General features: G+C 71.1%; 25 protein-coding genes. 18 read left to right on the top strand and 7 right to left on the bottom strand.

Translation table 11 applies throughout. The features are described from left to right. Positions 1–91: 91 nt before the first annotated feature. Both tal and tkt read right to left on the bottom strand, forming a co-directional pair. Positions 92–1,201 (bottom strand): transaldolase, encoded by a 1,110-nt coding sequence (gene tal / locus IEY99_RS09920; protein ID WP_189201620.1) that lies wholly within the window; start codon positions 1,199–1,201, stop codon positions 92–94. A 54-nt stretch (positions 1,202–1,255) separates the two neighbouring features. Next, the gene (tkt, locus tag IEY99_RS09915; protein ID WP_229798493.1) at positions 1,256–3,310 is read right to left on the bottom strand and encodes a transketolase; all 2,055 of its coding nucleotides are present in this window, start codon (positions 3,308–3,310) and stop codon (positions 1,256–1,258) included. A gap of 338 nt (positions 3,311–3,648) precedes the next feature. Between tkt and IEY99_RS09910 the strand changes: the two genes are divergently transcribed. Continuing rightward, positions 3,649–4,599 (top strand): heme o synthase, encoded by a 951-nt coding sequence (locus IEY99_RS09910; protein ID WP_189202182.1) that lies wholly within the window; start codon positions 3,649–3,651, stop codon positions 4,597–4,599. A 238-nt stretch (positions 4,600–4,837) separates the two neighbouring features. Beyond that, complete coding sequence (locus tag IEY99_RS09905) at positions 4,838–5,134, top strand: hypothetical protein (protein ID WP_189201616.1); 297 nt, start codon at positions 4,838–4,840, stop codon at positions 5,132–5,134. Positions 5,135–5,203: 69 nt separating this feature from the next. Here the strand turns inward: IEY99_RS09905 and IEY99_RS09900 are convergent, their stop codons facing one another. Then, a complete protein-coding gene (locus IEY99_RS09900) occupies positions 5,204–6,160 on the bottom strand; it encodes a COX15/CtaA family protein (protein WP_229798418.1) in 957 nt (318 codons plus the stop codon). 116 nt (positions 6,161–6,276) lie between these two features. On the opposite strand from IEY99_RS09900, the gene IEY99_RS09895 reads away from it, so the two are divergent. The 9 genes from IEY99_RS09895 (at position 6,277) to IEY99_RS09855 (ending at position 13,986) form a co-directional block, all read left to right on the top strand. Further along, positions 6,277–7,032 carry a helix-turn-helix transcriptional regulator gene (locus tag IEY99_RS09895; RefSeq protein ID WP_373293312.1) on the top strand — a complete coding sequence of 252 codons (756 nt, stop codon included), beginning with the start codon at positions 6,277–6,279 and terminating at the stop codon, positions 7,030–7,032. Further along, positions 7,032–8,453 (top strand): Fe-S cluster assembly protein SufB, encoded by a 1,422-nt coding sequence (gene sufB, locus IEY99_RS09890; RefSeq protein ID WP_189201612.1) that lies wholly within the window; start codon positions 7,032–7,034, stop codon positions 8,451–8,453. Before IEY99_RS09895 ends, sufB begins: the two co-directional genes overlap by 1 nt. A 46-nt stretch (positions 8,454–8,499) precedes the next feature. Then, the gene (gene sufD / locus IEY99_RS09885; protein ID WP_189201610.1) at positions 8,500–9,633 is read left to right on the top strand and encodes a Fe-S cluster assembly protein SufD; all 1,134 of its coding nucleotides are present in this window, start codon (positions 8,500–8,502) and stop codon (positions 9,631–9,633) included. 3 nt (positions 9,634–9,636) lie between these two features. Further along, the gene (locus IEY99_RS09880) at positions 9,637–9,969 is read left to right on the top strand and encodes a non-heme iron oxygenase ferredoxin subunit (protein ID WP_189201608.1); all 333 of its coding nucleotides are present in this window, start codon (positions 9,637–9,639) and stop codon (positions 9,967–9,969) included. Then, complete coding sequence (sufC, locus tag IEY99_RS09875; RefSeq protein ID WP_189201606.1) at positions 9,966–10,730, top strand: Fe-S cluster assembly ATPase SufC; 765 nt, start codon at positions 9,966–9,968, stop codon at positions 10,728–10,730. Before IEY99_RS09880 ends, sufC begins: the two co-directional genes overlap by 4 nt. A 27-nt stretch (positions 10,731–10,757) precedes the next feature. Then, positions 10,758–11,987 carry a cysteine desulfurase gene (locus tag IEY99_RS09870; RefSeq protein ID WP_189201604.1) on the top strand — a complete coding sequence of 410 codons (1,230 nt, stop codon included), beginning with the start codon at positions 10,758–10,760 and terminating at the stop codon, positions 11,985–11,987. Continuing rightward, complete coding sequence (sufU, locus tag IEY99_RS09865; protein ID WP_189202177.1) at positions 11,984–12,433, top strand: Fe-S cluster assembly sulfur transfer protein SufU; 450 nt, start codon at positions 11,984–11,986, stop codon at positions 12,431–12,433. The genes IEY99_RS09870 and sufU overlap by 4 nt, the downstream gene beginning before the upstream one ends. Continuing rightward, positions 12,430–12,930, top strand: a complete 501-nt coding sequence (locus tag IEY99_RS09860; protein ID WP_189201602.1) for a metal-sulfur cluster assembly factor — start codon at positions 12,430–12,432, stop codon at positions 12,928–12,930. Before sufU ends, IEY99_RS09860 begins: the two co-directional genes overlap by 4 nt. A gap of 303 nt (positions 12,931–13,233) precedes the next feature. Further along, a complete protein-coding gene (locus tag IEY99_RS09855) occupies positions 13,234–13,986 on the top strand; it encodes a maleylpyruvate isomerase family mycothiol-dependent enzyme (RefSeq protein ID WP_189201600.1) in 753 nt (250 codons plus the stop codon). Between the two features lie 145 nt (positions 13,987–14,131). Here IEY99_RS09855 and IEY99_RS09850 read toward each other — a convergent pair whose 3' ends face one another. Beyond that, positions 14,132–14,815: a DNA alkylation repair protein gene (locus IEY99_RS09850; protein ID WP_189201598.1), complete on the bottom strand. Its 684-nt coding sequence runs from the start codon at positions 14,813–14,815 to the stop codon at positions 14,132–14,134. A gap of 321 nt (positions 14,816–15,136) precedes the next feature. Here IEY99_RS09850 and IEY99_RS09845 point away from each other — a divergent pair, with 321 nt between their 5' ends. Beyond that, positions 15,137–15,769 carry an acVLRF1 family peptidyl-tRNA hydrolase gene (locus tag IEY99_RS09845; protein ID WP_189201596.1) on the top strand — a complete coding sequence of 211 codons (633 nt, stop codon included), beginning with the start codon at positions 15,137–15,139 and terminating at the stop codon, positions 15,767–15,769. Positions 15,770–15,893: 124 nt separating this feature from the next. Beyond that, complete coding sequence (locus tag IEY99_RS09840) at positions 15,894–16,583, top strand: histidine phosphatase family protein (RefSeq protein ID WP_229798416.1); 690 nt, start codon at positions 15,894–15,896, stop codon at positions 16,581–16,583. 6 nt (positions 16,584–16,589) lie between these two features. On the opposite strand, the gene IEY99_RS09835 is transcribed toward IEY99_RS09840, so the two are convergent. Further along, entirely contained in the window at positions 16,590–17,183 is a 594-nt protein-coding gene (locus IEY99_RS09835) for a LysE family transporter (RefSeq protein ID WP_189201592.1), read from the bottom strand. Positions 17,184–17,354: 171 nt separating this feature from the next. Further along, positions 17,355–18,272, bottom strand: a complete 918-nt coding sequence (gene ypfJ / locus IEY99_RS09830) for a KPN_02809 family neutral zinc metallopeptidase (protein ID WP_189202175.1) — start codon at positions 18,270–18,272, stop codon at positions 17,355–17,357. Positions 18,273–18,528: 256 nt separating this feature from the next. On the opposite strand from ypfJ, the gene IEY99_RS09825 reads away from it, so the two are divergent. The 5 genes from IEY99_RS09825 (at position 18,529) to IEY99_RS09805 (ending at position 24,087) form a co-directional block, all read left to right on the top strand. After that, complete coding sequence (locus IEY99_RS09825; RefSeq protein ID WP_189201590.1) at positions 18,529–20,133, top strand: ABC-F family ATP-binding cassette domain-containing protein; 1,605 nt, start codon at positions 18,529–18,531, stop codon at positions 20,131–20,133. Positions 20,134–20,654: 521 nt separating this feature from the next. After that, positions 20,655–20,882: a helix-turn-helix domain-containing protein gene (locus IEY99_RS09820; protein ID WP_015620263.1), complete on the top strand. Its 228-nt coding sequence runs from the start codon at positions 20,655–20,657 to the stop codon at positions 20,880–20,882. A gap of 8 nt (positions 20,883–20,890) precedes the next feature. Beyond that, entirely contained in the window at positions 20,891–21,658 is a 768-nt protein-coding gene (locus IEY99_RS09815) for an enoyl-CoA hydratase/isomerase family protein (RefSeq protein ID WP_189202174.1), read from the top strand. A gap of 96 nt (positions 21,659–21,754) precedes the next feature. Then, entirely contained in the window at positions 21,755–23,692 is a 1,938-nt protein-coding gene (locus IEY99_RS09810) for an ABC transporter ATP-binding protein (protein ID WP_373293311.1), read from the top strand. 107 nt (positions 23,693–23,799) lie between these two features. After that, entirely contained in the window at positions 23,800–24,087 is a 288-nt protein-coding gene (locus IEY99_RS09805) for a DUF1905 domain-containing protein (protein ID WP_189201588.1), read from the top strand. Between the two features lie 49 nt (positions 24,088–24,136). Here the strand turns inward: IEY99_RS09805 and IEY99_RS09800 are convergent, their stop codons facing one another. Beyond that, positions 24,137–24,592 carry a hypothetical protein gene (locus IEY99_RS09800; RefSeq protein ID WP_189201587.1) on the bottom strand — a complete coding sequence of 152 codons (456 nt, stop codon included), beginning with the start codon at positions 24,590–24,592 and terminating at the stop codon, positions 24,137–24,139. Between the last annotated feature and the right edge of the window lie 68 nt (positions 24,593–24,660).

The raw sequence follows: 24,660 nt of genomic DNA, 5'->3' as shown, positions 1-24,660 counted from the left end.
CATCCTGCCAGTTTTTCGTCGTACCGCAGGGTTACCCACAACGACCGGGCGCCCGCTCCCGGCGGCGTCGCGCCGGGAGCGGGCCGGGCGGTCAGCGCGCCGCGGCGTCGAGCGACTTCTTCATGTCGGCGACCAGCTCGGCCCAGCTGGCCTCGAACTTCTCGACACCCTCGCTCTCGAGCACCCGGAAGACGTCCGGCAGGTCGACGCCGATCGCGGCGACGTCGTCCATGACCTTCTGGGCGGCCGCGTACGAGCCGGTCACGGTGTCGCCCCGGGTCTCGCCGTGGTCGTGGTACGCCGTGATGACCGACTCCGGCATGGTGTTGACCGTGCCGGGCGCGATCAGCTCCTCGACGTAGATGGTGTCCTTGTAGTCGGGGTTCTTCGTGCCGGTCGACGCCCACAGCGGCCGCTGCGGGTGCGCGCCCGCGTCGGCCAGGGCCTGCCAGCGCTCCGAGCCGAACACCTCGGCGTACGCCTGGTACGCGAGCTGGGCGTTGGCGATCGCCGCCTTGCCCCGCAGCGCCTTGGCCTCGTCGCTGCCGATCTTGTCGAGCCGCTTGTCGATCTCGGTATCCACCCGGGACACGAAGAACGAGGCGACCGAGCCCATCTTGGTGAGGTCGTGGCCGTTCGCCTTGGCCTGCTCCATGCCCGCCAGGAAGGCGTCCATGACGGCCCGGTAGCGCTCCAGCGAGAAGATCAGCGTGACGTTGACGCTGATGCCCGCGGCCAGCGTCGCCGTGATCGCCGGCAGGCCCGCCTCGGTCGCCGGGATCTTGATGAAGAGGTTCGGACGGTCGACGAGCCACCACAAGGTCTTCGCCTCGGCGATGGTCTTCTCGGTCTCGTGCGCGCTGCGCGGGTCGACCTCGATGGACACCCGGCCGTCGACGCCGTTGGACGCGTCGTACGCCGGCTTCATGACGTCGCACGCCCAGCGCACGTCGTACGAGGTGAGCAGCCGCACCGCCTCCTCGACGGTGACCTTCTGCGCGGCGAGGTCGCGCAGCTGCTCGTCGTAGGCGTCGGCGTCGGAGAGCGCCTTGGCGAAGATGGTCGGGTTCGTGGTCACGCCGACCACGTTCTGCTCGCGGCGCATCTTGTCCAGCGAGCCGCTCTGCAGGCGGACCCGGGAGAGATCGTCGAGCCACACCGCCACGCCGGCGGCGGAAAGGTCGGCAAGCCTGTCGGTCATTGTCACTCCTTCATCGGTGGCTTCGCCGCACCGCGGCGAAGCCACCTCAATTGCTCAGTTGCCGGTCGTGTGACCGGTGATTTCGCCGACCTTGGCGAGGGCGGCGTTGGCCTTGGCCACCACGTTGTCCGCGGTGAAGCCGAACTGCTCGAAGAGGATCTTCGCCGGGGCGCTGGCGCCGTAGTGCTCGATGCTGACGGCCTCGCCGGCGTCGCCGATCAGGCGGTCCCAGCTCATCCGGATGCCGGCCTCGACGGCGACGCGCGCCTTGACGCCGCGGGGGAGTACCTGCTGCTGGTAGGCCGTGTCCTGCTCGAAGAACCACTCCTGGCAGGGCATCGACACGACCCGGGTCGGGGTGCCCTCGGCCTCCAGACGCTCCTGCGCGGTGAGGCAGTACTGCACCTCGGAGCCGGTGCCGATGAGGATCACCTTCGGCTCGCCGCCGGACGCCTCGGAGAGGATGTAGCCGCCCTTGAGGACGCCCTCCGCGGACGCGTACTTGCTGCGGTCGATGGTCGGCAGGTTCTGCCGGGAGAGCGCCAGGGCGGTCGGGCGGTCGGTGTGCTCCAGCGCGCCGCGCCAGGCCCAGGCGGTCTCGTTGGCGTCCGCCGGGCGCACCACGTCGAGGCCGACGATGGCCCGCAGCGCGGTGAGCGTCTCGATCGGCTGGTGGGTGGGGCCGTCCTCGCCCAGGCCGATGGAGTCGTGCGTCCACACGTAGACGACCGGCAGCTTCATCAGCGCCGACAGCCGGACGGCGCCGCGCATGTAGTCGCTGAAGACCAGGAACGTGCCGCCGTACGGCCGGGTGCCGCCGTGCGCGGCGATGCCGTTGAGGATCGAGCCCATGCCGTGCTCGCGGACGCCGAAGTGCAGGGTGCGGCCGTACTCGTGGCCGGGGAAGGCCTTGGTGGCGTACTCGGCCGGGATGAACGAGGGCTCGCCCTTCATCGTGGTGTTGTTGCTCTCGGCCAGATCGGCCGAGCCGCCCCACAGCTCGGGCAGGACCGGCGCGAGGGCCTCGAGGACCTTGCCGGAGGCGGCGCGGGTGGCCAGGCCCTTGTCGTCGGCCGGGAACTCGGGCAGCGCCGCGGCCCAGCCCTCGGGCAGCGCGCGCCCGGCGAGGCGGTCGTACAGCTTCTTGCCGTCGGCGTTGCCGGCCGCCCAGGCCGCGAAGGCCTTGTCCCACTCGGCGTGCGCCTCGCGGCCGCGGGCCGAGACCTGGCGGGCGTGCTGGAGCACCTCGTCGGCGACGGCGAACGTCTCGTTCGGGTCGAAGCCCAGGATCTCCTTGGTGGCCGCGACCTCCTCGGCACCCAGGGCCGAACCGTGGATCTTGCCGGTGTTCTGCTTGTTCGGCGCGGGCCAGCCGATGATGGTGCGCAGCACGATGAAGGACGGCCGGTCGGTGACCGCCTTCGCGGCCTGGATCGCCGCGTAGAGGGCCTCCACGTCCTCGTGGTACTCGCCCTTGTCGGGGTCGCCCTGGCGCCAGTCCACCGTCTGCACGTGCCAGCCGTAGGCCGCGTAGCGCGCGCCGACGTCCTCGTTCTTGGCGATGCGGGTGTCGTCCTCGATGGAGATCTCGTTGTCGTCGTAGATCACCGTGAGGTTGCCGAGCTTCTGCACGCCGGCGACGGCGCTCGACTCGTGGCTGACGCCCTCCTCGATGTCCCCGTCCGAGCAGAGCGCGAAGACGTGGTGGTCGAAGACGGAGGTGCCGTCGGCGGCGTCCGGGTCGAACAGGCCGCGCTCGCGGCGGGCCGCCATCGCCATGCCCACGGCGTTGCCGATGCCCTGGCCGAGCGGACCGGTGGTGACCTCGACGCCCGGGGTGTGCCCGTACTCCGGGTGGCCGGGGGTCAGCGAGCCCCACTGCCGCAGCGAGGCCAGGTCGTCGAGCGCGAGACCGTAGCCGGAGAGGTAGAGCTGGATGTAGAGGGTGAGGCTGGAGTGGCCACAGGAGAGCACGAACCGGTCCCGCCCGGCCCACAGCGGGTCGGTGGGGTCGTGCCGCATCACCCGGTTGAACAGGAGGTAGGCGGCCGGCGCGAGGCTCATGGCCGTGCCGGGGTGACCGTTGCCGGATTTCTCGACGGCGTCCATGGCGAGCACACGGACGGTGTCTACCGCCCGGCGGTCGAGGTCGGACCAGTTCAAATCGTCAGTGGCAGCCACGTCGGTCGATCTCCTCGGGCATGGTGTGGGATCCCTACGAAAGTGACCCTATCCAGTCCGTGTAAACCACCGCCGCGGGAACGCCGCAGGCCCATACGCTGAGAGCGGACACACCGGCAGTTGCTGTGACGCCGTGCACCCCCGACGGGTCGCCCGGGCAGCGCCTGGGGCTGCGCGTAGGCTGTCCGAACGTGCCAGCCCGTCCGCACCGGTGACGGCTGACGAAATGCGCCCTCGCCGATGCCGGAAGGTGGCTGTCCGTGAGCATGATCACCGAGCGTCCCGTCCAGGGGCGGTCGCCGGGTCTCCGGGAGGCGGCGCCGCGGGCGGCCGCCCCGGCCCGCCGCGACATCCGCGCCGTGCTCATGGCGTACGTCTCGCTGACCAAGCCGCAGATCGTCGAGCTCCTGCTGGTGACCACCATCCCGGCGATGATGTTCGCCGCCGGCGGGCGCCCCGACCTGGGCCTGATGGCGGTCGTGCTGGTCGGTGGCTCGCTGGCCGCGGGCGCGGCCAGCGCGCTCAACTGCTACATCGACCGCGACATCGACCAGCTCATGCGGCGCACCAAGCGCCGCCCGCTGGCGACGCACAGCCTCACGCCGCGCTCGGTGCTGGTCTTCGGTCTGTCCCTGGCCGTGGTCTCGCTCGTGCTCATGGCCGTGTTCACCAACTGGCTGGCGACGGCGCTGACCGCGGCCGCGATCGTCTACTACGACGTGGTCTACACGCTCTGGCTCAAGCGGCGCACCCCGCAGAACACCTTCTGGGGCGGCATCTGCGGCGCGGCCCCGGTGCTCATCGCCTGGGCGGCGGTGACCGGCACGGTGGCACCCATCGGCTGGGCGCTTTTTGCGGTTGTCTTCTTTTGGCAGATGCCGCACTTCTACCCGCTCGCCATCAAGTACAAGGACGACTACGCCCGCGCCGGCATCCCGATGCTGCCCGTGGTCCGCTCGGCACGCCGGGTCGACGCCGAGATCCTGATCTTCACGGTGCTGACGGTCGCGGCGTCGCTGGCGGCCTGGCCGCTGGGCATGGGCCCGATCTACGGCGGCACGGCCCTGCTGGCGGGTGCCCTGTTCCTCCTCGAGGCCGTCCGCCTGGTCGGTCGCTCGCGCCGCGGGGAGCCGCTCAACGCCATGCGGCTCTTCCACTGGTCGATCACCTACCTGACGATCCTCTTCATCGCGGTCGCCGTCGACGCCCTCGTCTGACGCACAAAGTGTGCGATCGCATTGAGTGACGCCATTGCGTGCCCTCGCACACAATGCCCGTTTTTTCGACCCTGGCGGTGACACTCCGTCCCTCGATCGAGTGGACGTGACCTGGGGTATAAATCGGACGATATCCGGTCATACCAATGCCTTGATCCACCAAACCCGCAGGTAATTGGCATCACAAAAAGCACCTGTCGTTACTTGCTCCGGGCCCGAGTCTGCCTAGGCTTTGCCCATGGCAGAAGGTTCCGATACGACACTGACCGCGGAAATCCGGTCGTTCGCCTCCGGCCACGGCGGCGCGAAGGCGGTCATCGAGTACGTCGGCAAGCGTGGTGCCCGCATCGTCCTGGTGGGCGAGGACGGGGAGTGGACGGACCAGTTCGCCGCCGCCGGCACGGACGTGGCCCGCAAGGCCTGCGAGACCGCGGGCGTCGAGGTGGAGAACGAGTGGGAGCGCGAGCTCATGGAGCAGATGCGCCCCAGCAACGACCTCTGGCGTTCGATGTCCCGCCGCAGCATGGCGAGGTAGTTCTTCCTGATCTTTCGGTGCGGCCCGGGCGATGTCCGGGCCGCTTTCGTGTGGGCCGGGGCCGTCGGGTCAGGCCACTACCCGGGCGGGATCTGCCTCGTCTGCCCTGCTCGCCTTGGTCGTGGCGGAGGGCAGGGCCGGTTCGGGTGTCGCCGGTGCGGGGCGGTCGCGGAGGCGCCAGAGGGTGTTGAGGGTGGCCACCCAGACGAGGCACGCGCCGAGCATGTGGGCTGCCACCAGGACGACCGGCAGGTGGGTGAAGTACTGCACGAAGCCGATCAGGCCCTGGGCGAGCTCCACCGCGACGAAGACGGCTGCCGCCCGGATCGCCGGGGCCGGGGCGCTCGCCGCGCGCAGCGCGAACCAGAGGGCCACGGAGAGGCCGAGGAGCAGGAAGACCAGGTCGGCGTGGACCTGGGAGATGGTCGCCGGGTCGAGGCCGTTGCGCTTGGCGTCCTCGTCGCCCGCGTGCGGGCCGCTGCCCGTGACGATCACCCCGACCACGATCACCGCCGCGCTGACCAGGGCGGTCAGGCCGGCCAGGTGCCGCAGCGGCGCGGCGACCAGCACCCGGGTGGGTGCGTCGCCTTCCTTCGTGCGCTGCCAGAGGGCCCAGGTGACCGAGATCAGGGCCATCGAGAGCAGGAAGTGCAGGCCGACCACCCACGGGTTGAGGTCCGTCAGGACCGTGATGCCGCCGATGACGCCCTGGCCCGGGATGCCCAGACCGGCCGCGAGCGAGAGCAGGACCAGCGGACGGCGGCGGGGCTTGCGCCACAGCGCCGCGATGAAGGTGGCCAGGGCGATCAGGCCCAGCGCGATGCCGAGCAGCCGGTTGCCGAACTCGATGACGCCGTGGACGCCCATCTCGCGGGTGGTCGTGTACGACGCCTCGGTGCACTTGGGCCAGGTGGGGCAGCCGAGACCGGAGCCGGTCAGCCGGACCGCCGCGCCGGTCACGACCAGGCCGATGTTGGCGACCAGGGACGCCAGGGCCAGACGGCGCAGCAGGGTGGTCTCGTTCACCTCCGCGATCGTACGCCCGAAATCGACCGCCACCTCCGGGCCCTCCCGGGCGCGGTGTCCTGGATCACCCGAGCGCCGGTTTGCAGGCACGGAACGAATTACGTAACGTTGCCGTAGTGAAAAACGGAGTGCTGTCGAGGAGCAGTCAGGTGGCCGTTCCGGCCGCTGGCTCCCGCACGCCCTCCGCCGAGGGTAGAGGCGTCGACGGGCGCACCCGGGACCGGGTTGCGCAGCTGCTGCTCGAGCGCGGCACGGCCACCGCGGCCGAGCTCGGCGCCGAGCTCGGCCTGAGCCCGGCCGCCATCCGCAAGCACCTCGACGCGATGCTCGCCGACGCCCTCGTCGAGGTCCGTGAGGCGCCCCGCCGCGGCCCGCGCGGGCGCGGCCGGCCGGCCAAGGTCTTCGTGCTCACCGCCGCCGCCCGGGAGAGCTTCCCGCACTTCTACGACGGCATCGCCACCGCGGCCCTGCGCTGGATCGCCGAGCACGGCGGCCCCGAGGCCGTCGACGCCTTCGCCGCCGCCCAGGTCTCCGCGCTGGAGGAGCGCTGCCGGGCCGCGCTGCTGGAGGCCGGCGACGACCCGCTCGCCCGGGCGGAGGCACTCGCGGAGGCGCTGACCGCCGAGGGCTACGCTGCCAACGCGACCACGATCGCGTCCGGCGGGCAGCTGTGCCAGCACCACTGCCCGGTGGCCCACGTGGCCGCCGAGTTTCCCCAGCTGTGCGACGCCGAGACCGCGGTCATCTCGCGGCTCATCGGCACCCACGTGCAGCGCCTCGCCACCATCGCGCACGGCGACGGGGTGTGCACCACGCACATCCCCGCCCCGCAGTGCCCACCCCATAACCACACCACGGTTAGGAACGGATAATGACCGACCAGATCGTCACTCAGGAAGAGCACCTGGCCGCTCTTGGCAAGTACGAGTACGGCTGGGCCGACGCCGACGTCGCGGGCGCCGCCGCGCAGCGCGGTCTGTCCGAGGCCGTGGTGCGCGACATCTCCGCGAAGAAGAACGAGCCGCAGTGGATGCTCGACCTGCGCCTCAAGGGCCTGCGCCTGTTCGACCGCAAGCCCATGCCGAACTGGGGCGCCGACCTCACCGGCATCGACTTCCAGAACATCAAGTACTTCGTGCGCTCCACCGAGAAGCAGGCCACCAGCTGGGAGGACCTGCCCGAGGACATCAAGGCGACCTACGACAAGCTGGGCATCCCCGAGGCGGAGAAGCAGCGCCTCGTGGCCGGCGTCGCCGCGCAGTACGAGTCCGAGGTCGTCTACCACAAGATCCGTGAGGACCTCGAGGAGCAGGGCGTCGTCTTCCTCGACACCGACACGGCTCTCAAGGAGCACGAGGACATCTTCAAGGAGTACTTCGGCACGGTCATCCCGGTCGGCGACAACAAGTTCGCCGCGCTGAACACCTCCGTGTGGTCCGGCGGCTCGTTCATCTACGTGCCCAAGGGCGTGCACGTGGAGATCCCGCTGCAGGCGTACTTCCGGATCAACACCGAGAACATGGGCCAGTTCGAGCGGACCCTGATCATCGTCGACGAGGGCGCGTACGTGCACTACGTCGAGGGTTGCACCGCGCCGATCTACTCGTCGGACTCGTTGCACAGCGCGGTCGTCGAGATCATCGTCAAGAAGAACGCCCGCTGCCGGTACACGACCATCCAGAACTGGTCGAATAACGTCTACAACCTGGTCACCAAGCGCGCCACCTGCGAGGAGGGCGCGACCATGGAGTGGATCGACGGCAACATCGGCTCCAAGGTGACGATGAAGTACCCGGCCGTCTACATGACCGGCCCGCACGCCAAGGGCGAGGTGCTGAGCGTCGCGATGGCCGGCGAGGGCCAGCACCAGGACGCCGGCGCCAAGATGGTGCACGCGGCGCCGTACACGTCCTCGACGATCGTCAGCAAGTCCATCGCCCGCGGCGGCGGCCGCACCTCCTACCGCGGCCTGGTGCAGGTCATGGACGGCTCGCACCACAGCGCCAGCACGGTCAAGTGCGACGCGCTGCTGGTCGACACCATCTCGCGCTCGGACACGTACCCGTACGTCGACATCCGCGAGGACGACGTCAACATGGGCCACGAGGCGACCGTCTCCAAGGTCAGCGAGGACCAGCTCTTCTACCTGATGAGCCGCGGCCTGACCGAGGACGAGGCGATGGCGATGATCGTGCGCGGCTTCATCGAGCCCATCGCCAAGGAGCTCCCGATGGAGTACGCCCTCGAGCTCAACCGCCTGATCGAGCTCCAGATGGAGGGCGCGGTCGGCTGACCGCGCCCACCCCCCGGCCCGCGAGAAGACTGAGAACAAGGACGAGATGACTACCGAGGCCATGGCCCCGCCGAGCACCAAGTCGCAGGTGCTGCGTTCCTTCGACGTCACCGACTTCCCGGCCGTCACCGGCCTGGAGGAGGAGTGGCGCTTCACCCCGGTCAAGCGGCTGGGCGCCCTGATCACGGCGAACTCGCTCACCGGCGCGGCGCCCGGGTACGCCCCGGGCGACCTGCCGGCGGGCATCTCGGTCACCCAGGTCGACGCGGGCAAGGTCGACCCGGTGCTGACGCCGTTCGACCGGATCAGCGCGCTGGCGTACGGCTCGGCGGCCGAGGTGACGCTGATCGACGTCGCCGCCGAGACGGTGTCCGACACGGCCGCCGTGATCCGCGTCGTCGGGCAGGGCGCCGAGGCCGCGGCCGCGCGCACGTACGTCCGGGTCGGCAACTTCGCCAAGGTCACCGTCGTGCTGGAGCAGACCGGCACGGCGAGCCTGGCCGACAACATCGAGGTCGTGCTCGGCGACAGCGCCCAGCTCACCTTCGTCACGCTCGCCGAGTGGGACGGCGGCTCGGTCCAGGCCCAGCACGTCAAGTTCCGGGTCGGCAAGGACGCCCGGGTCCAGCACGTGCAGGTGGCCCTCGGCGGTGACCTGGTCCGCCAGTTCACCTCCGTGGAGTACACCGGCCGCGGCGGCGACGCCGAGCTCTGGGGCCTGTACTTCGCCGACGCCGGCCAGCACCTCGAGCACCGCCAGCTGGTCGACCACAGTGTGCCGGACTGCCGCAGCTACGTCGGCTACCGCGGCGCACTGCAAGGCGCGTCGGCGCACACCGTCTGGGTCGGCGACGTGCTCATCCGGGCGGCGGCGACCGGCACGGAGACGTACGAGATCAACCGCAACCTGGTGCTGACCGACGGCGCCCGGGCCGACTCGGTGCCCAACCTCGAGATCGAGACCGGCGAGGTCGCCGGCGCGGGCCACGCCAGCGCCACCGGCCGCTTCGACGACGAGCAGCTCTTCTACCTGATGGCCCGCGGCATCCCCGAGTTCGAGGCCCGCAAGCTCGTCGTCCGCGGCTTCTTCGCCGAGCTGGTCAACAAGATCCCGGTCGAGGAGCTGCGCGAGCGCCTGGGCGACGCCATCGAGTCCCGGCTGGCGAAGGCGGGGGCCTGAGCCATGTCCTTCGAGCTTGTCGGGCCCGCCGCCGACGTGGCGAAGGGCACGGCGATCTCCGTCGAGGTGAACGGCGTCGACGTCGCCGTGGTGCACGCCGACGACGACAACTTCTACGCCGTGCGCGACGAGTGCAGCCACGCGGCCGTCGCGCTCTCCGAGGGCGAGACCGACGGCTGCACCCTGGAGTGCTGGCTGCACGGCTCCCGCTTCGACCTGCGTACCGGCGAGCCGTCCGGACCGCCCGCCACCGAGCCGGTGGCGACCTTCCCCGTCGAGATCCGCGACGGCGACATCTACGTTTCGACGACACCGAGTAATGGAGTAGAGCCGTGAGCACCCTGGAGATCCGTGACCTGCAGGTTTCGGTCAAGCTGCCCGAGGGCGACCTGAAGCCGATCCTGGCCGGGGTCGACCTCACCGTGAAGTCGGGCGAGACCCACGCCATCATGGGCCCCAACGGCTCCGGCAAGTCCACCCTGGCGTACTCCATCGCGGGCCACCCCAAGTACGAGATCACCGGCGGCACGGTGACCCTCGACGGCGAGGACGTCCTGGAGATGAGCGTCGACGAGCGCGCCCGGGCCGGCCTCTTCCTCGCCATGCAGTACCCCGTCGAGGTGCCCGGGGTGTCGGTGGCCAACTTCCTGCGTACCGCCAAGACCGCGATCGACGGCGAGGCGCCGAAGCTGCGTACCTGGGCCGGCGAGCTGCGCGGCGCCATGGAGAAGCTGCAGATGGACCCGTCGTTCGCCCAGCGCAACGTCAACGAGGGCTTCTCCGGTGGTGAGAAGAAGCGGCACGAGATCATGCAGCTGGAGCTGCTCAAGCCGAAGATGGCGATCCTCGACGAGACCGACTCCGGCCTCGACATCGACGCGCTGCGCATCGTCAGCGAGGGCGTCAACCGGGTCCGCGAGACCGGCGAGACCGGCCTGCTGCTGATCACCCACTACACCCGCATCCTGCGCTACATCAAGCCCGACTTCGTGCACGTCTTCGTGGCCGGCAAGATCGTCCAGGAGGGTGGCCCCGAGCTCGCCGAGCAGCTCGAGGCCGAGGGGTACGAGCGGTACGTCGCCGGCGCCCGCGCCTGAGCCGGGTCCGTCCCTAGGGAGATCAAGATGACCTTCGACGTGGCCCGGGTTCGCGCCGACTTCCCGATCCTGGGCCGGGAGATCAACGGGCATCCGCTGGTCTACCTGGACAGCGCCAACACCTCGCAGAAGCCGCGCCAGGTGATCGACGCCATGCGTGATCACCAGGAGCGGCACAACGGCAACGTGTCGCGCTCGGTGCACACGCTGGGCACCGAGTCGACCACCGCGTACGAGGCGGCCCGCGCGAAGGTCGCCGCGTTCATCGGGGCGCCCTCGCCGGACGAGGTGGTCTTCACCAAGAACTCCACCGAGGCGATCAACCTGGTGGCGTGGACGGCGGCGGAGTTCCTGTCGCTCGGCCCCGGCGACGAGATCGTGGTCTCCGAGATGGAGCACCACTCCAACCTCGTACCGTGGCAGCTGCTCTGCCAGCGCACCGGCGCGACCCTGCGCTGGTTCGGCGTCACCGACGAGGGCCGGCTCGACGAGTCCGAGCTCTCCTCCCTGGTGAACGAGCGGACGAAGCTGGTCTCGGTCGTGCACATGTCCAACATCCTGGGCACGATCAACGACCCGGCGCGCATCGTCGCCCGCGCGCACGAGGTCGGCGCGCTGGTCATGCTCGACTGCTCGCAGTCGGTGCCGCACTTCCCGGTGGACGTCCGCGACCTCGGCGCCGACTTCATCGCGTTCACCGGCCACAAGATGCTCGGCCCGACCGGCATCGGCGTGCTCTGGGGACGCATGGCACTGCTCGAGTCGATGCCGCCCTTCCTCGCGGGCGGGTCCACGATCGAGACGGTCAGCCTCGGCGGCACCACGTTCGCACCGCCCCCGGCCCGCTTCGAGGGCGGCACCCCGCCGATCACCGAGGCCGTCGGCCTCGGCGCCGCCGTCGACTACCTGACGGCGCTCGGCATGGAGAACGTGCACCGCCACGAGCAGGAGATCACCGCGTACGCGCTGAAGGCGCTCACCGACGTCCCGGGCGTGCGCATCTACGGCCCCGCCACGCCGGAAGGGCGCGGCGGCACGGTGTCGTTCGAGGTGAACGGGGTACATCCGCACGACGTGGGGCAGATCCTCGACAGCCTCGGCGTCGAGGTGAGAGTGGGCCACCACTGCGCGCGCCCGGTGTGCACCCGGTACGGGGTGCCGGCGATGACCCGAGCCTCGTTCTACCTCTATACGACGACCGACGAGATCGACGCCCTGGCGCGCGGTCTCGAGCAGGTGCGGAGGGTGTTCGCCTGATGATCGACCAGCTCTACCAGGACATCATCCTGGACCACTACAAGCATCCGCACGGGCGCGGGCTGCGCGACCCGTACCAGGGCGAGGCGCACCACGTGAACCCGACCTGCGGCGACGAGATCACCGTCCGGGTCACCAGCGACCTGTCCGACATCTCGTACGACGGGGTGGGCTGCTCGATCAGCCAGGCCTCGGCGTCGGTCCTGCACGAGCTGCTCAAGGGCCGTCCGGTGGCCGAGGCCTTTGCGATCCACGCGGAGTTCCTCGACCTGATGCAGAGCCGGGGCCAGAAGGAACCGGACGAGGAAATGCTCGGCGACGGCATCGCCTTCGCCGGCGTCGCGAAGTACCCGGCCCGGGTGAAGTGCGCGCTGCTGCCATGGATGGCCTTCAAGGACGCCGCGGCGCGCGCCGGTGTGGGCATCAACCCGGAGGTGACGGCATGACCGACAGAACTGTGGAAGAGATCGCCGCGGACGCGGCCGAGACGGCCGGACCGGACGACGCGACGTCGCGGGCCTCGACGGCCCCGGTCGCCCCGGACGACTCCGAGGGCGCGGGTGCCGCCCCCGCGGACCAGGCTTCCTCCGCGGCCCCGGCCGCCGGCGGCGCGGGTGCCAAGGCCGCCGTCGCCGACGTCGAGGAGGCGATGAAGGACGTCGTCGACCCGGAGCTCGGCATCAACGTCGTCGACCTCGGCCTCGTCTACGACGTCCACGTCGACGACGACAACGTCGCCACCCTGGACATGACGCTGACCTCGGCGGCGTGCCCGCTGACCGACGTGATCGAGGACCAGACCCGCCAGGCCCTGACCACCGGCCCCGGCGGCGGCCTGGTGAAGGACTTCCGGATCAACTGGGTCTGGCTCCCGCCGTGGGGCCCGGACAAGATCACCGACGACGGCCGGGACCAGCTCCGGGCGCTCGGCTTCAACGTCTGACCGCACCGGGCCGGCGCGCTCGACGCGCCGGCCGCGGCTGGCGCGCCCGGCAGTCAGGGTTTGCTCCACCGCTCCTGCACCCCGGGAACGCCGACCAGAGACGTCGTCACGCCGGCCCGCGCGACCCCGCGCCGGCCGGCGTGGTCGTTTCCGGACCCGCCATGGCCGCGGCCGTCGCTTCCCGCGTCACCACTCCGCGGCCGCCGGATCCCGTGCCCTGCGTTGGCTCGGGGGCGCGACTCCTGGACATTCGCTGACCTGCGGTTCCCGGAAATGTCGGTGGCCGGTGGTAGACAAACGGGCATGACCTCGACGCCGCCGTACCCGGACCTGCTGGACCAGATCGACGAGCGCGCGACCGCGTTCCGCGAGGCGGTGACCATGGCCGGTCCCACAGCCCGGGTGCCGGGCTGCCCGCAATGGACGGTGCGTGACCTGACCGCCCACCTCGGCAAGGTCCACCGCTTCTGGGCGGCGACCGTCGCGGCCGGACCGTCCGAGGATCCCCCACCCGCCCAGGCCATCGGCGACACCGCCCCGCAGCCAGACCTGCTGGCCTGGTCGGCGGAGTCCACCCGCCTGCTGCTGGACGCCCTGCGGTCCGCCGCACCCGACCGCGAATGCTGGACGTGGTGGAAGGCCTCCGAGGCCCCGACGACCGTCGCAGCGGTCGCCCGCCACCAGGTGCAGGAGGCGGCAGTGCACGCATACGACGCGCAGGAGGCCGCCGGCAAGGCAGAGCCCCTCCCCGCCGCGATCGCCGTCGACGCGATCTCCGAGTTCCTGGTCGCCAGCCTCGGCAGCCTGGGCCCATGGCCACACCGCCCGGCCCGCATCGCCCTGTCCGCGGTGGAAGGCCCCACCTGGCTCCTCGACCTCACCCCCGCCGGCGCAAAGGCCAACCCGGCCCCCAGCGGCGATCCCCTCGCCACAATCCACGCACCGGCCAGCGACCTCCTCCTACTCCTCTACGGCCGCATCGGCACGGACGCGGTCGTCGTCAAGGGAGACACCTCAGCCGTCGACGAACTCCTGACCTGGACCGACAACGACTAACTGACCTGGACCGACAACGACTAACTGACCTGGACCGACGATGACCAACTGACCGGCACCGGCAGCGACTCACTCACCTGGACCTTTGGTGGGTCGCGGCCGTGCGGGCGCTGCGGGCGTGACCTCTTCGCCGTGTCCGGATGGTTCAGAGGTGCTTGGCGGCCTCGCGGACGGACAACGGCGACAGCAGGTGCTGATGCCGGGAGAGGTAAGTGCGGACCGCTTCGGCGTCGGTTCGGGCGTACTGGCGTAGCGCCCAGCCGATGGCCTTGCGCACGAAGAAGTCCGGGTGACCGGCCTGCCGCGTGCAATAACCGAAGAGCTTGTCGGCGTTCGTCCGCCGGCCGTAGGTCAGCTGGTGCAGGATCGCCGTGCGGACGACCCACATGTCGTCGTCCTCCACCCAGAGATCCATCTGCGCGGCGAGCTCCGGATGGGAGGCGACGAGACCGCCGACGAGATGGGACGCCAGGGCGTCGACGGTGTCCCACCACGATTTCGTGGTGACCAGGAAGCGGGCCGTCGGCAGGAAGCCCGGCCCCGGCACCGCCACGTGCCTTCGCAGCCAGTCGCAGGCGAAGTACTGGTATTCCCGTTCCCTGCGCTCCCAGCAAGCCGCCGCCACCGCAGCGAGGTCTTCTTCGGTGGGAGTGGGAAGCCCGGCGACCACGGCCCGATCGAGCGCGCGCCGGGCCGGGCTCGCGATCCCGAGGAAGGGAAACTGGTCACGCATGTAGGCCGCCGCGCGTACAGCCCGGTCAGGGTCGCGGGCGCCCTCGTAGGACCGGCCCAGCCTCTCCATGACCTCGTCGGCCAGCGATCGCGTCATGAGCCGGATCATGCCATTCCGAACCGCCACCGACGACTGCCGGACGACACCGTCGCCCTGCGCCACCGAACGGCACGGGGGGCATTTTCCGGCACGTTGTTGGGCTGCGCGGCGAAGGACGCCGCGGGAACAACTTTCCGGCCCGCTGCCGGGCTGCGCGGTCGGACGATGTGCGGTGCAAGTGTCACCGGGTGACGGATCCGGGCAGGGCTGCCGGGCGGCGGCGCCGCGCCGTCTCGGGGGCGGGGATCTCGGCGGCGCCGCGCCGTCTCGGGGGGCGGGGATCTCGGCGGCGGGGCGTGTCGCCGTACGCTGAGGCCCATGAGCGCACGTCCGGCGGCCGGTGGGGGACGGTGGGTGGATGTGCCCCCGGAGCGGCTGGACCGGTGGGTGGAGAACTTCTCGTCGCGGCACGGCGGTCACACCGTGCGGGGCCTCGTGCTGACGGGTGCGGACGGCGCCACGGCCGAGTTGTCCGCGCCGCCCGGTGCGCCGTCCGTGACAGACCTCGAGGACCTGCGCCTTCACGCCTCGGCGCCGCGCCGGGTCGGGCTGTTGCTGGCGCGCAAGGGTGCCGTGGCCGCCGGTGTCGCCGACGGCCCCGAGCTCGTCGTCTCCAAGGTCGACACGCATTACGTGCAGGGCCGGACCGCGGCCGGCGGCTGGTCGCAGCAGCGCTTCGCCCGCCGCCGGGACAATCAGGCCAGGGCCGCCGCCGCGGACGGGGCCGCCATCGCCGCGCGGGTCCTGCTGCCCGAGGCCGGCGCCCTGAGCGTCCTGGTCACGGGCGGCGACCGTACGACGGTGGACACCATCCTCGCCGCCCCGGCGCTCGCCGCCCTCGTGCCGCTCCGCCACGATCGTTTCCTCGACGTGCCGGAGCCCCGGCGGGCCGTGCTGGAGGAGGCCGTCGCCCGCGCCCGGGCGGTCCGCATCCTGGTGCGCGACCCCTAGCCCATGCTGGCGCGGCCGCCGGTGCGTTCCGCTCGGCCGCCGGGCGCGACGCCTGGCGCTCGGCCGCCGGCCCGAGTTCTCGTGCATGACGCCGGCGGCGTACCCGGGGATAGGGTTGGCGATCGTGGGTGTCGTCGCCGAGCTGGTCCTGATCCGTCATGGGCAGAGTGCCTCCAACGTGGCCTTTCCCGAGGCCGACGCGGCCGGGTTGCTGGAGTCCGGGCTGTCCGGGCGGGACGCGGACGTGGCGTTGACCCGGCTGGGAGCCGAGCAGGCTCGCGCGGTCGGCCGGTGGCTCGCCGGCCTTCCCGCCGCCCGGCTGCCTCAGGTGGTCGTCACCTCGCCGTACGTGCGGGCTCGGGAGACCTGGCGGATCGCCGCGGAGGCCTCCGGGTTGGAGCTGCCGGCGCCGGCCACCGACGAGCGGCTGGTCGACCGGCTGCTCGGGGATCTGGAGATGCTGACCCGGGCGGCCGTCGCCCAGCGGTTCCCGGACGAGCCCGGCCGGCTGGCGGCCCTCGGCGAGTTCCGCTACCGGCCGCCGAACGGGGAGGCGTTCGAGGACGTCGCGGCGCGGGTCGGCGCCTTCCTGGACGACCTGCACCGCGAGCATGCCGGGCGGCGGGTGGTGGTGGTCGCGCACGACTCGGTGGTGCTCATGATGCGGTGCGTCATCGAGGGCCTGGACTGGGACGGCGTGGCCGCGGTGGCCGGCGCCGGTCCCGTCCGCAACGCCTCGATCACCCGGTTCGACGGGTCGTCGGGGCGGCTGGTCCTCGCCGGCTACAACAGCGTCGACCACCTGGCGCCCTGACCGGCGTCACACCACCAGCGCGACGGCGAGGACGGCGATCACGGCGCTGGAGGCCAGGGCGGTGAGGAGCCGGGCTCGTTCGCCGGTCAGGAAGCGGCCGGCGAGCGCGCCGCTGGCGGCGATCAGCAGTTGCCAGCTCGCCGAGGCCAGGAACGCCCCGAGGACGAACCAGGCGCCGCCGCCCTCGCCGCCACGGCCGAGGACCAGCGCGGCGAAGTAGACGACGGTGGCCGGGTTGAGCATCGTGAGGCCCAGGATGCCGGCGTACGCCCCCAGCGGGGTGGTCCGGTCCGTTTCGCGGGTGGTCGCCGGCTTGGTGAGCGCTGACCAGGCGGTGTGCGCCGCGAGCAGGAGCAGGACCGCGGCGGCGGCCCAGCGCAGGGGAGCGGCGATCGGGGCGATGACCCCGGCCAGGGCGGCCCCTCCGAGCACGGCGAGGAGGGCGTACGCGCCGTCGGCGGTGGCCGCCCCCAGGCCCGCGGCGGCGCCGACCCGCAGCGAGGTGCGTGCGCTGAGGCCGGCGATCAGGACGGCGATGGCGCCCACGGGCACGGCGACGCCGTAGCCGGCGACGACGCCGGCCAGGAAAGCCCCGGTCATGACACGGGTGCGGGGACCGCAGGGCCGCCGGGACTACGCTGCTGTCGCGCTACCCGGACGGGTGCGGCGGCGGCAGCGGGCTTCGGCAGGCTCGGTACGGTCACGCGGCCATGGTGCCGCCCGCCGACACCCGCGGACAACGGGTTTTCCGGCCCGGCCCGGCGGGGGTGGTCAGGACACGGCCCCCGCGGCGAAGGTGTCGCAGCTCTTCGGTGAGCCGCTGTCGAACCCCGTCTGGAACCACTGCTGCCGTTGCGCGCTCGTGCCGTGGGTGAACTCGGCCGGGTTGATGGTGCCCCCGCCGCGCTTCTGCAGGGTGTCGTCGCCGATCTGGGCGGCGGTGTCGAGGCCCTCCTGGATGTCCTGCGCGGTGATGCTCTTGAACAGTTTCCGGCCGCTGCGGTCGTCGGCGCCGGTCGCGTTCCTGGCCCACACGCCGGCGTAGCAGTCGGCCTGCAGTTCGAGCTTGACCGACAGCGGGTTCGCCTGGTCCGGGTCGCGCTGCTGGGCGCGGCGCATCGCGCTCTCGGTGCCGGAGATGTCCTGGATGTGGTGCCCGTACTCGTGGGCGAGCACGTACGGCTGTGCGAACTCGCCCGGCGCCCCGAGCTGGTCCGCCAGCTGCCGGTAGAAGGTCAGGTCGATGTAGACCTGGTCGTCCGCGGGGCAGTAGAACGGGCCGACGCCGGAATCGGCGGCACCGCACTGCGTCCTGACGGCCCGGGCGAAGAACACCGTCTTGGCCGGCTGGTACGGCTCCCCGAAGTGCTGCGGGTACGCGTCCACCCAGTAGTCCTGGATCGCGTTGACGTACAGCGCGTTGCGGCAGTCCAGCTGCTGGAGCTTCTGGGTCTGCGCGCACTTCTGCTTCAGCTCCGTGTTGTCGCCGCTCTGCGGAGCCCCGCCGTCGCCGCCGAGGGTGTTGATGCCGAAGTAGCCGCCGACGACGGCGAGCAGCACGGTCACGATGATGCCGCTCAGGCCGCCACCGCCGATGGGCAGGCCGCCGAAGCCGCCTCCTCCGCCACCGGAGGAGCGCCGGTCGTCGATCTGGCTGGTGTCGATCTCGGCGTTCTCGTTGAGTTCCATCTCGTCCTCCCGGGCACCGGCCCGCGCAACTCGGCCCACCGGCCGCAGGCCCTCGTCGGTCTGTGGCGGCACGTGCCGGGGCGTGTACCCGATGATCACGCCGCCTAATCGGGTGGGTGGGCGCGCGGGGCGCCCGGTACAATCGTCGGGTGCTGCTCTGCGAAGGCTGACTGCCCCGCGCCGACCGTGTGATATACCGGCCGGCGCTTCCGTGTGCCCTGAGCCAGCCTTCTCCCCGAGAGCGAGACGCCTCCTCATGATTACCGCCACCGGACTCGAACTGCGCGCCGGCGCCCGGATCCTGCTGTCCCCGATCACCCTGCGGGTGCAGCCGGGGGACCGGATCGGCCTGGTCGGCCGCAACGGCGCGGGCAAGACCACCACCCTCAAGGTCCTGGCCGGCGAGGGCCAGCCGTACGCGGGGGAGGTCAGCCGCACGAGTGAAGTCGGTTACCTGCCCCAGGATCCCCGGACGGGCGACCTGAACGTCACGGGCCGCGACCGGGTGCTCTCCGCCCGCGGGCTCGACGTGATCCTCGCCGAGATGCAGAAGCTCGAGGTCGAGCTGGAGGAGAGCGCCGACGAGAAGCTGGTCCGGCGGTACGGCACCCTCGAGGACCAGTTCGCCGCGCTGGGTGGCTACGCCGCCGAGGCCGAGGCCGCCCGGATCTGCGCCAACCTGGGCCTGCCCGACCGCGCGCTGGCGCAGACCATCGGCACCCTCTCCGGCGGTCAGCGCCGCCGGATCGAGCTGGCCCGCATCCTGTTCGCGAACTCGGGCCAGAACGGCAAGGGCATCCTGCTGCTCGACGAGCCGACCAACCACCTCGACCAGGACTCGATCGCCTGGCTGCGCGGCTACATGGCGCAGCACAAGGGCGGCCTCGTGGTGATCAGCCACGACGTGGAGCTGCTCGACGCCGCGGTCAACAAGGTCTGGTATCTCGACGCCAACCGCGCCGTCGTCGACATCTACAACGTCGGCTGGAAGAAGTACCTGGAGCAGCGCGAGACCGACGAGCGCCGGCGCCGCCGCGAGCGGGCCAACGCGGAGAAGAAAGCCGGCGCCCTGATGGCCCAGGCCGACAAGATGCGGGCCAAGGCGACCAAGACGGTGGCCGCGCAGAACATGGCGCGCCGCGCGGAGAAGCTGCTCGGCGGCCTGGAGGAGGTGCGCGCCTCGGACAAGGTGGCCAAGGTGCGCTTCCCCAACCCGGCCCCGTGCGGCAAGACGCCGTTGACCGCGGTCGGCCTCTCGAAGTCGTACGGCTCGCTGGAGATCTTCGCCGACGTGGACGTCAACGTCGACCGGGGGTCCCGGGTCGTCATCCTGGGCCTGAACGGCGCCGGCAAGACCACCCTGCTGCGCATCCTCGGCGGCCTGCTCAACTCCGACACCGGTGACGTACGTCCCGGGCACGGCCTGCGGCTGGGCTACTACGCGCAGGAGCACGAGACCCTGGAGGTCGACCGCACCATCCTCGAGCACATGCGCAGCGCCGCTTCGGAGCAGACCGACACCGAGCTGCGGAAGATCCTCGGTGCGTTCCTCTTCTCCGGCGACGACGTCGACAAGCCGGCCGGTGTGCTCTCCGGCGGGGAGAAGACCCGGCTGGCGCTGGCCACGCTGGTCTGCTCCGGCGCCAACGTGCTGCTGCTCGACGAGCCCACCAACAACCTGGACCCGGTCAGCCGGGAGCAGGTGCTCGACGCGATCGCCAACTATCCGGGCGCGATCGTGCTGGTCACCCACGACGCCGGCGCGGTGCAGGCGCTGAAGCCGGACCGCGCGATCCTGCTGCCCGACGGCGACGAGGACGCCTGGAGCGACGACCTGCTGGAGCTGGTCGAGCTGGCGTGATCCCGCCCACCATCCCGCCCGTCGCGGCGGGCCCTGGCCGCGCTTGATCGGGGATCATGGGCATCGTCAGTTGTCAACTGGTGCCCACACAGACAGTGCGACGTCGATCGGGCATCCAGCCCCTCGCGGCCTCCCGGCGGCGCGTCCGGACGCTGCCGGTGGGGCCCGGGGGCGGCAAGATCGTGCCTCTGGGTGAACGCTCGTTAGACGCTGCGTGACAGCGTTGTCGGTCCCTCGGCCGGATGATGTTTGTGCAGGTCAACAACCCTTGATCGGGTGGGCCCGGGCGGTGCCGGAAGCGGTGCCGGCGCCCCGGCGAAAGGCGTCCCGGGCCCTTCATTGGCGCTCGATCGGGCCGCTCCGGCAACTGTCTGACATTGATGAGCGTGGTCATCGTCGGGTTCCTGACACCGCCAAAAGGGCACGTTCGCTAAGCCGAGATACCTAGCGCATGATCGTTGGAGGCGGTCTAATAGGTGGGACCGTATCGAACCGCACAGTCTGGGACGTGAGGATTCAACATGGCAGCCACGGGCACAGCCACCAGCACTGAGAAGGGTCGTCGAATCGTCGGAAGCGAGCGCCAGACGCTCGCCAAAGACCTGGTGAAGCGCTACACCTCCGGCGAGAGCATTCGTGCCTTGGCCGCATCCACCGGACGGTCGTACGGCTTCGTGCACCGGGTGCTCACCGAGTCGGGCGTGCAACTGCGCCAGCGGGGCGGCGCGCGGCGTCGCAAGAAGGCGTGACGACCAGCATAACCCCCGGATCAGAGGCCGGTGTTCGGTATCAGCAGGACGGGCCGGTCGCGACGGTGACGTTGAACCGGCCCGATGTGCTCAATGCGCAGACGCCGGCGATGTGGTCCGAGCTCGTCGACATTTCCCGGAAAATGCCGGGGGACGTACGAGTCGTCATTGTCCAAGGAGCGGGACGCTCTTTTTCCGCCGGACTCGACTTGTCGGTGGCGCGGGGAGAGGGCGATTCTTCGCTACCCGCCCTCGCCCGCTTGTCACCGGAAGAGTGCGCGGATCGCATTGCCGGCTTCCAGGAAGCCTTCACATGGTTGCGGCGGCCGTCGCTGGTCACGATCGCGGCCGTCCAGGGGCATGCCATCGGCGCCGGATTCCAGCTCGCCCTCAACTGCGACATGCGGATTCTCGCCGACGACGCCCGCTTCTCCATGGCCGAGGTGACCCTCGGCCTGGTCCCGGACCTCGGCGGCACCAAGCGGCTCACCGAGCTCGTCGGCCCGTCCCGGGCGCTGGAGATCTGCGTCACCGGCCGGCGGATCGCGGCGGACGAGGCGGACCGAATCGGCCTGGCCACCGCCGTCGTCCCCCGCGACCAGCTGGACGCCGCGGTCTCGGATCTCGCCGCGGCCGTGCTGTCCGCGGACGGCGGCGCGGTGGCGGAGATCAAGGCGCTGCTGGCGGGGGCGTCGGTGCGCTCGTACGAGGAGCAGGACCGCAGCGAACGGGAGGCACAGACGCGCCGGCTGCGTGACCTGGCCGGGACGGAGTAAGGACCGACGAGGAACAACGGGGTTACCGCTCGGGTTGTCATACCCAGCGGGCACACTTGTGGCCTGCTGAGCAGAACGACGCCTGGGAGGTGACGCATGGGGCCCATGTCCGGTGGATCGAGCTGGGCCATGCTGCGCTCGATTCAGAATTCCGACCGGGTCACCCAGCACCGGCTCAGCCAGGGCACGACCCGGCGCATTCTGCGGTTCGCCCGGCCCTACCGGCGCGACATCCTCGTCTTCCTCGTCACGGTCGTGCTGGCCGCGGGCATCGGCGTCGCCACCCCGGTGCTCGCTGGCCACGTCGTCAACGCGATCACCACCGGCGGCGCCGACGCCGCGTCGGCCGTCGTCCGGCTCGCGCTCGCCATCGCCGCGCTGGCCGTGGTGGATGCTTTCCTGTCGCTGGCCCAGCGGTGGTATTCGGCCCGCATCGGCGAGGGCATCATCCTCGACCTGCGCACCCGGGTCTACGACCACGTCCAGCGGATGCCCCTGCAGTTCTTCACCCGCACCCAGACCGGCGCGCTGGTCAGCCGCCTCAACAACGACGTCACCGGGGCTCAGCGGGCGTTCACGTCGACACTGTCCGGCGTGGTCAGCAACGTGATCCAGCTCGTGCTCACCGCGGCCGTGATGTTCAGCCTCTCGTGGCAGATCACCGTGCTCTCGCTCGTGCTGCTGCCGCTGTTCATCATCCCGGCGCGCCGGGTGGGCAAGCGCCTCGCCGAGATCACCCGCGAGTCCTACAACCTCGACGCCAAGATGAACGCGACGATGACCGAGCGCTTCAACGTCTCCGGGGCCCTGCTGGTCAAGCTGTTCGGGCGCCCGGAGACGGAGGCGGCCCGCTTCGGCGAGCGCGCCCAGCGGGTCCGCGACATCGGCGTGCAGCAGGCCATGTATTCCCGCACCTTCTTCGTGGCGATGCTGCTGGTCGCCTCCCTCGCGCAGGCCCTCACCTACGGCCTGGGCGGCTGGCTCGCGGTCACCGGCAGCGTCACCGCCGGCACCGTCGTGACCCTCGCGCTGCTGCTCACCCGGCTCTACGGTCCGCTGACCGCGCTCAGCAACGTCCGCGTCGACGTGATGAGCGCGCTGGTCTCCTTCGACCGGGTGTTCGAGGTGCTCGACCTCAGGCCGGGCATCGAGGAGAAGCCCGGCGCGGTCGCCATCCCGGCCGGCGCGGGCCGGCTCGAGTTCCGCGACGTGCACTTCCGGTATCCGAGCGCCGCCGAGGTCTCCCTGGCCACGCTGGAGGACGTGTCGGCGCTGGACCGCACGGAGAACGCCCCCGTGCTGCGCGGCGTCGACTTCACCGTCGAGCCGGGACAGATGGTGGCCCTCGTCGGCCCGTCCGGCGCCGGCAAGTCCACGACCTCCATGCTCGTGTCCCGGGTCTACGACGTGACCGAGGGCGCGGTCCGCGTCGGCGGCATCGACGTGCGCGACGCCACCCTCGACTCGCTGCGCGACACCATCGGCGTGGTCACCCAGGATTCCCACCTCTTCCACGAGACCATCGCCGAGAACCTGCGCTACGCCCGCCCCGGCGCCACCGAGGAACAGATGTGGGAGGCGCTGCGCGGCGCGCAGGTCGCCGATCTCGTCCGGTCCCTGCCCGACGGCCTGGACACGGTGGTCGGCGAGCGCGGCTACCGGTTCTCCGGCGGCGAGAAGCAGCGCCTCGCGATCGCCCGCCTGCTGCTCAAGCAGCCGTCCATCGTCATCCTGGACGAGGCGACCGCCCACCTCGACAGCGAGTCCGAGGCCGCCGTCCAGCGGGCGCTGTCCGCGGCACTGGCGGGCCGCACCGCACTGGTCATCGCCCACCGGCTGTCCACCGTCCGCGAGGCCGACCAGATCCTGGTCCTCGACGACGGCCGCATCGTCGAACGCGGCAACCACGCCGACCTGGTGGCCGCCGGCGGTCTGTATGCGGAGCTGTACCGCACCCAGTTCGCCGACAGCAGCCCTCTCACCCCGGAGGTGGAACCGGTCATCATCCCGGTCCCGACGCCGATCGAGCCCTGAGCCGCCGACCACCCACCGCAGGGCGCGGTCGGGCCGGACGCCGCATCGGGTACGGCCTGATCCGCGGCAGCGGGAGTGCGGTGCGCCGCGGCTTCTATCCTGACCGGGTGGACCTGGAGTTCAGCGGCGATATGTGGTTCTGGCGGGGGCCGGCCCCGTGGCACTTCGTCACCGTGCCGGACCGCGAGTGCCACGAGCTGCAGTCGGCCGCCGCGCTCGTGAGCTACGGGTGGGGGATGATCCCGGTCGGCGCCCGGATCGGCGGCACCGGGTGGACCACGTCGCTGTGGCCCAAGGACGGTCGTTACATCGTGCCGGTGAAGTCGGCCGTCCGGGTGGCGGAGGGAATCGAGGTGGGCGACACGGTGACCGTGCGCCTGACGGTGGCTCCCTGAGATCTGGTCGTGACCGCCTCGCCGGCGGCGAGGCGGTCAGCGAACGTCGTCACGCGGCCACGGGCGCCGCAGCCTTCCGTTGCCTCCGGCGCCGCAGGGCGTTGCGGATCACGAAGACCCAGCCGGCGAGTGCCGCGAAGCCGGCCGCCATGAACCCGGTGACGAAGAGGTAGGTCGACCCGCCCGCGGCGGCGAACACGCCACTCGCGCCGGTGTCCACCGCCTCGACGGCCTGTCCGACCACGAGCGAGTCGGGCTCGTCGAACAGTTTGACATCGCTCCGCCGCCGGTCGCCGCCGGCCGCCTCCCACGCTCCGTAGAAGCTGCACGACCGCCTGCCGCACTCCTCGCGTTCCGCGGTGAAGGTGCCGGTCGTCCCGCCGCCGTTGTGCGCCTTCCAGGCGGGCACGAGATCGGTGGCGCCGTACGCTATCGCTGCGGCGGCGAAGAGCGGCAGGCCGATCCAGAGGCCGATCTTCGTACGCCATTCACTGATCTTGCTCATTGTTCCCACGGCGGGGAACCGTAGGGCATGCCCGCGGCCGCCGCTACCCCGTTCGCAACCTGCCGGGC

The organism is Couchioplanes azureus, assembly GCF_014648355.1.
Lineage (GTDB): Bacteria > Actinomycetota > Actinomycetes > Mycobacteriales > Micromonosporaceae > Actinoplanes > Actinoplanes azureus.
This window is presented reverse-complemented; position numbering and strand designations above follow the sequence as displayed.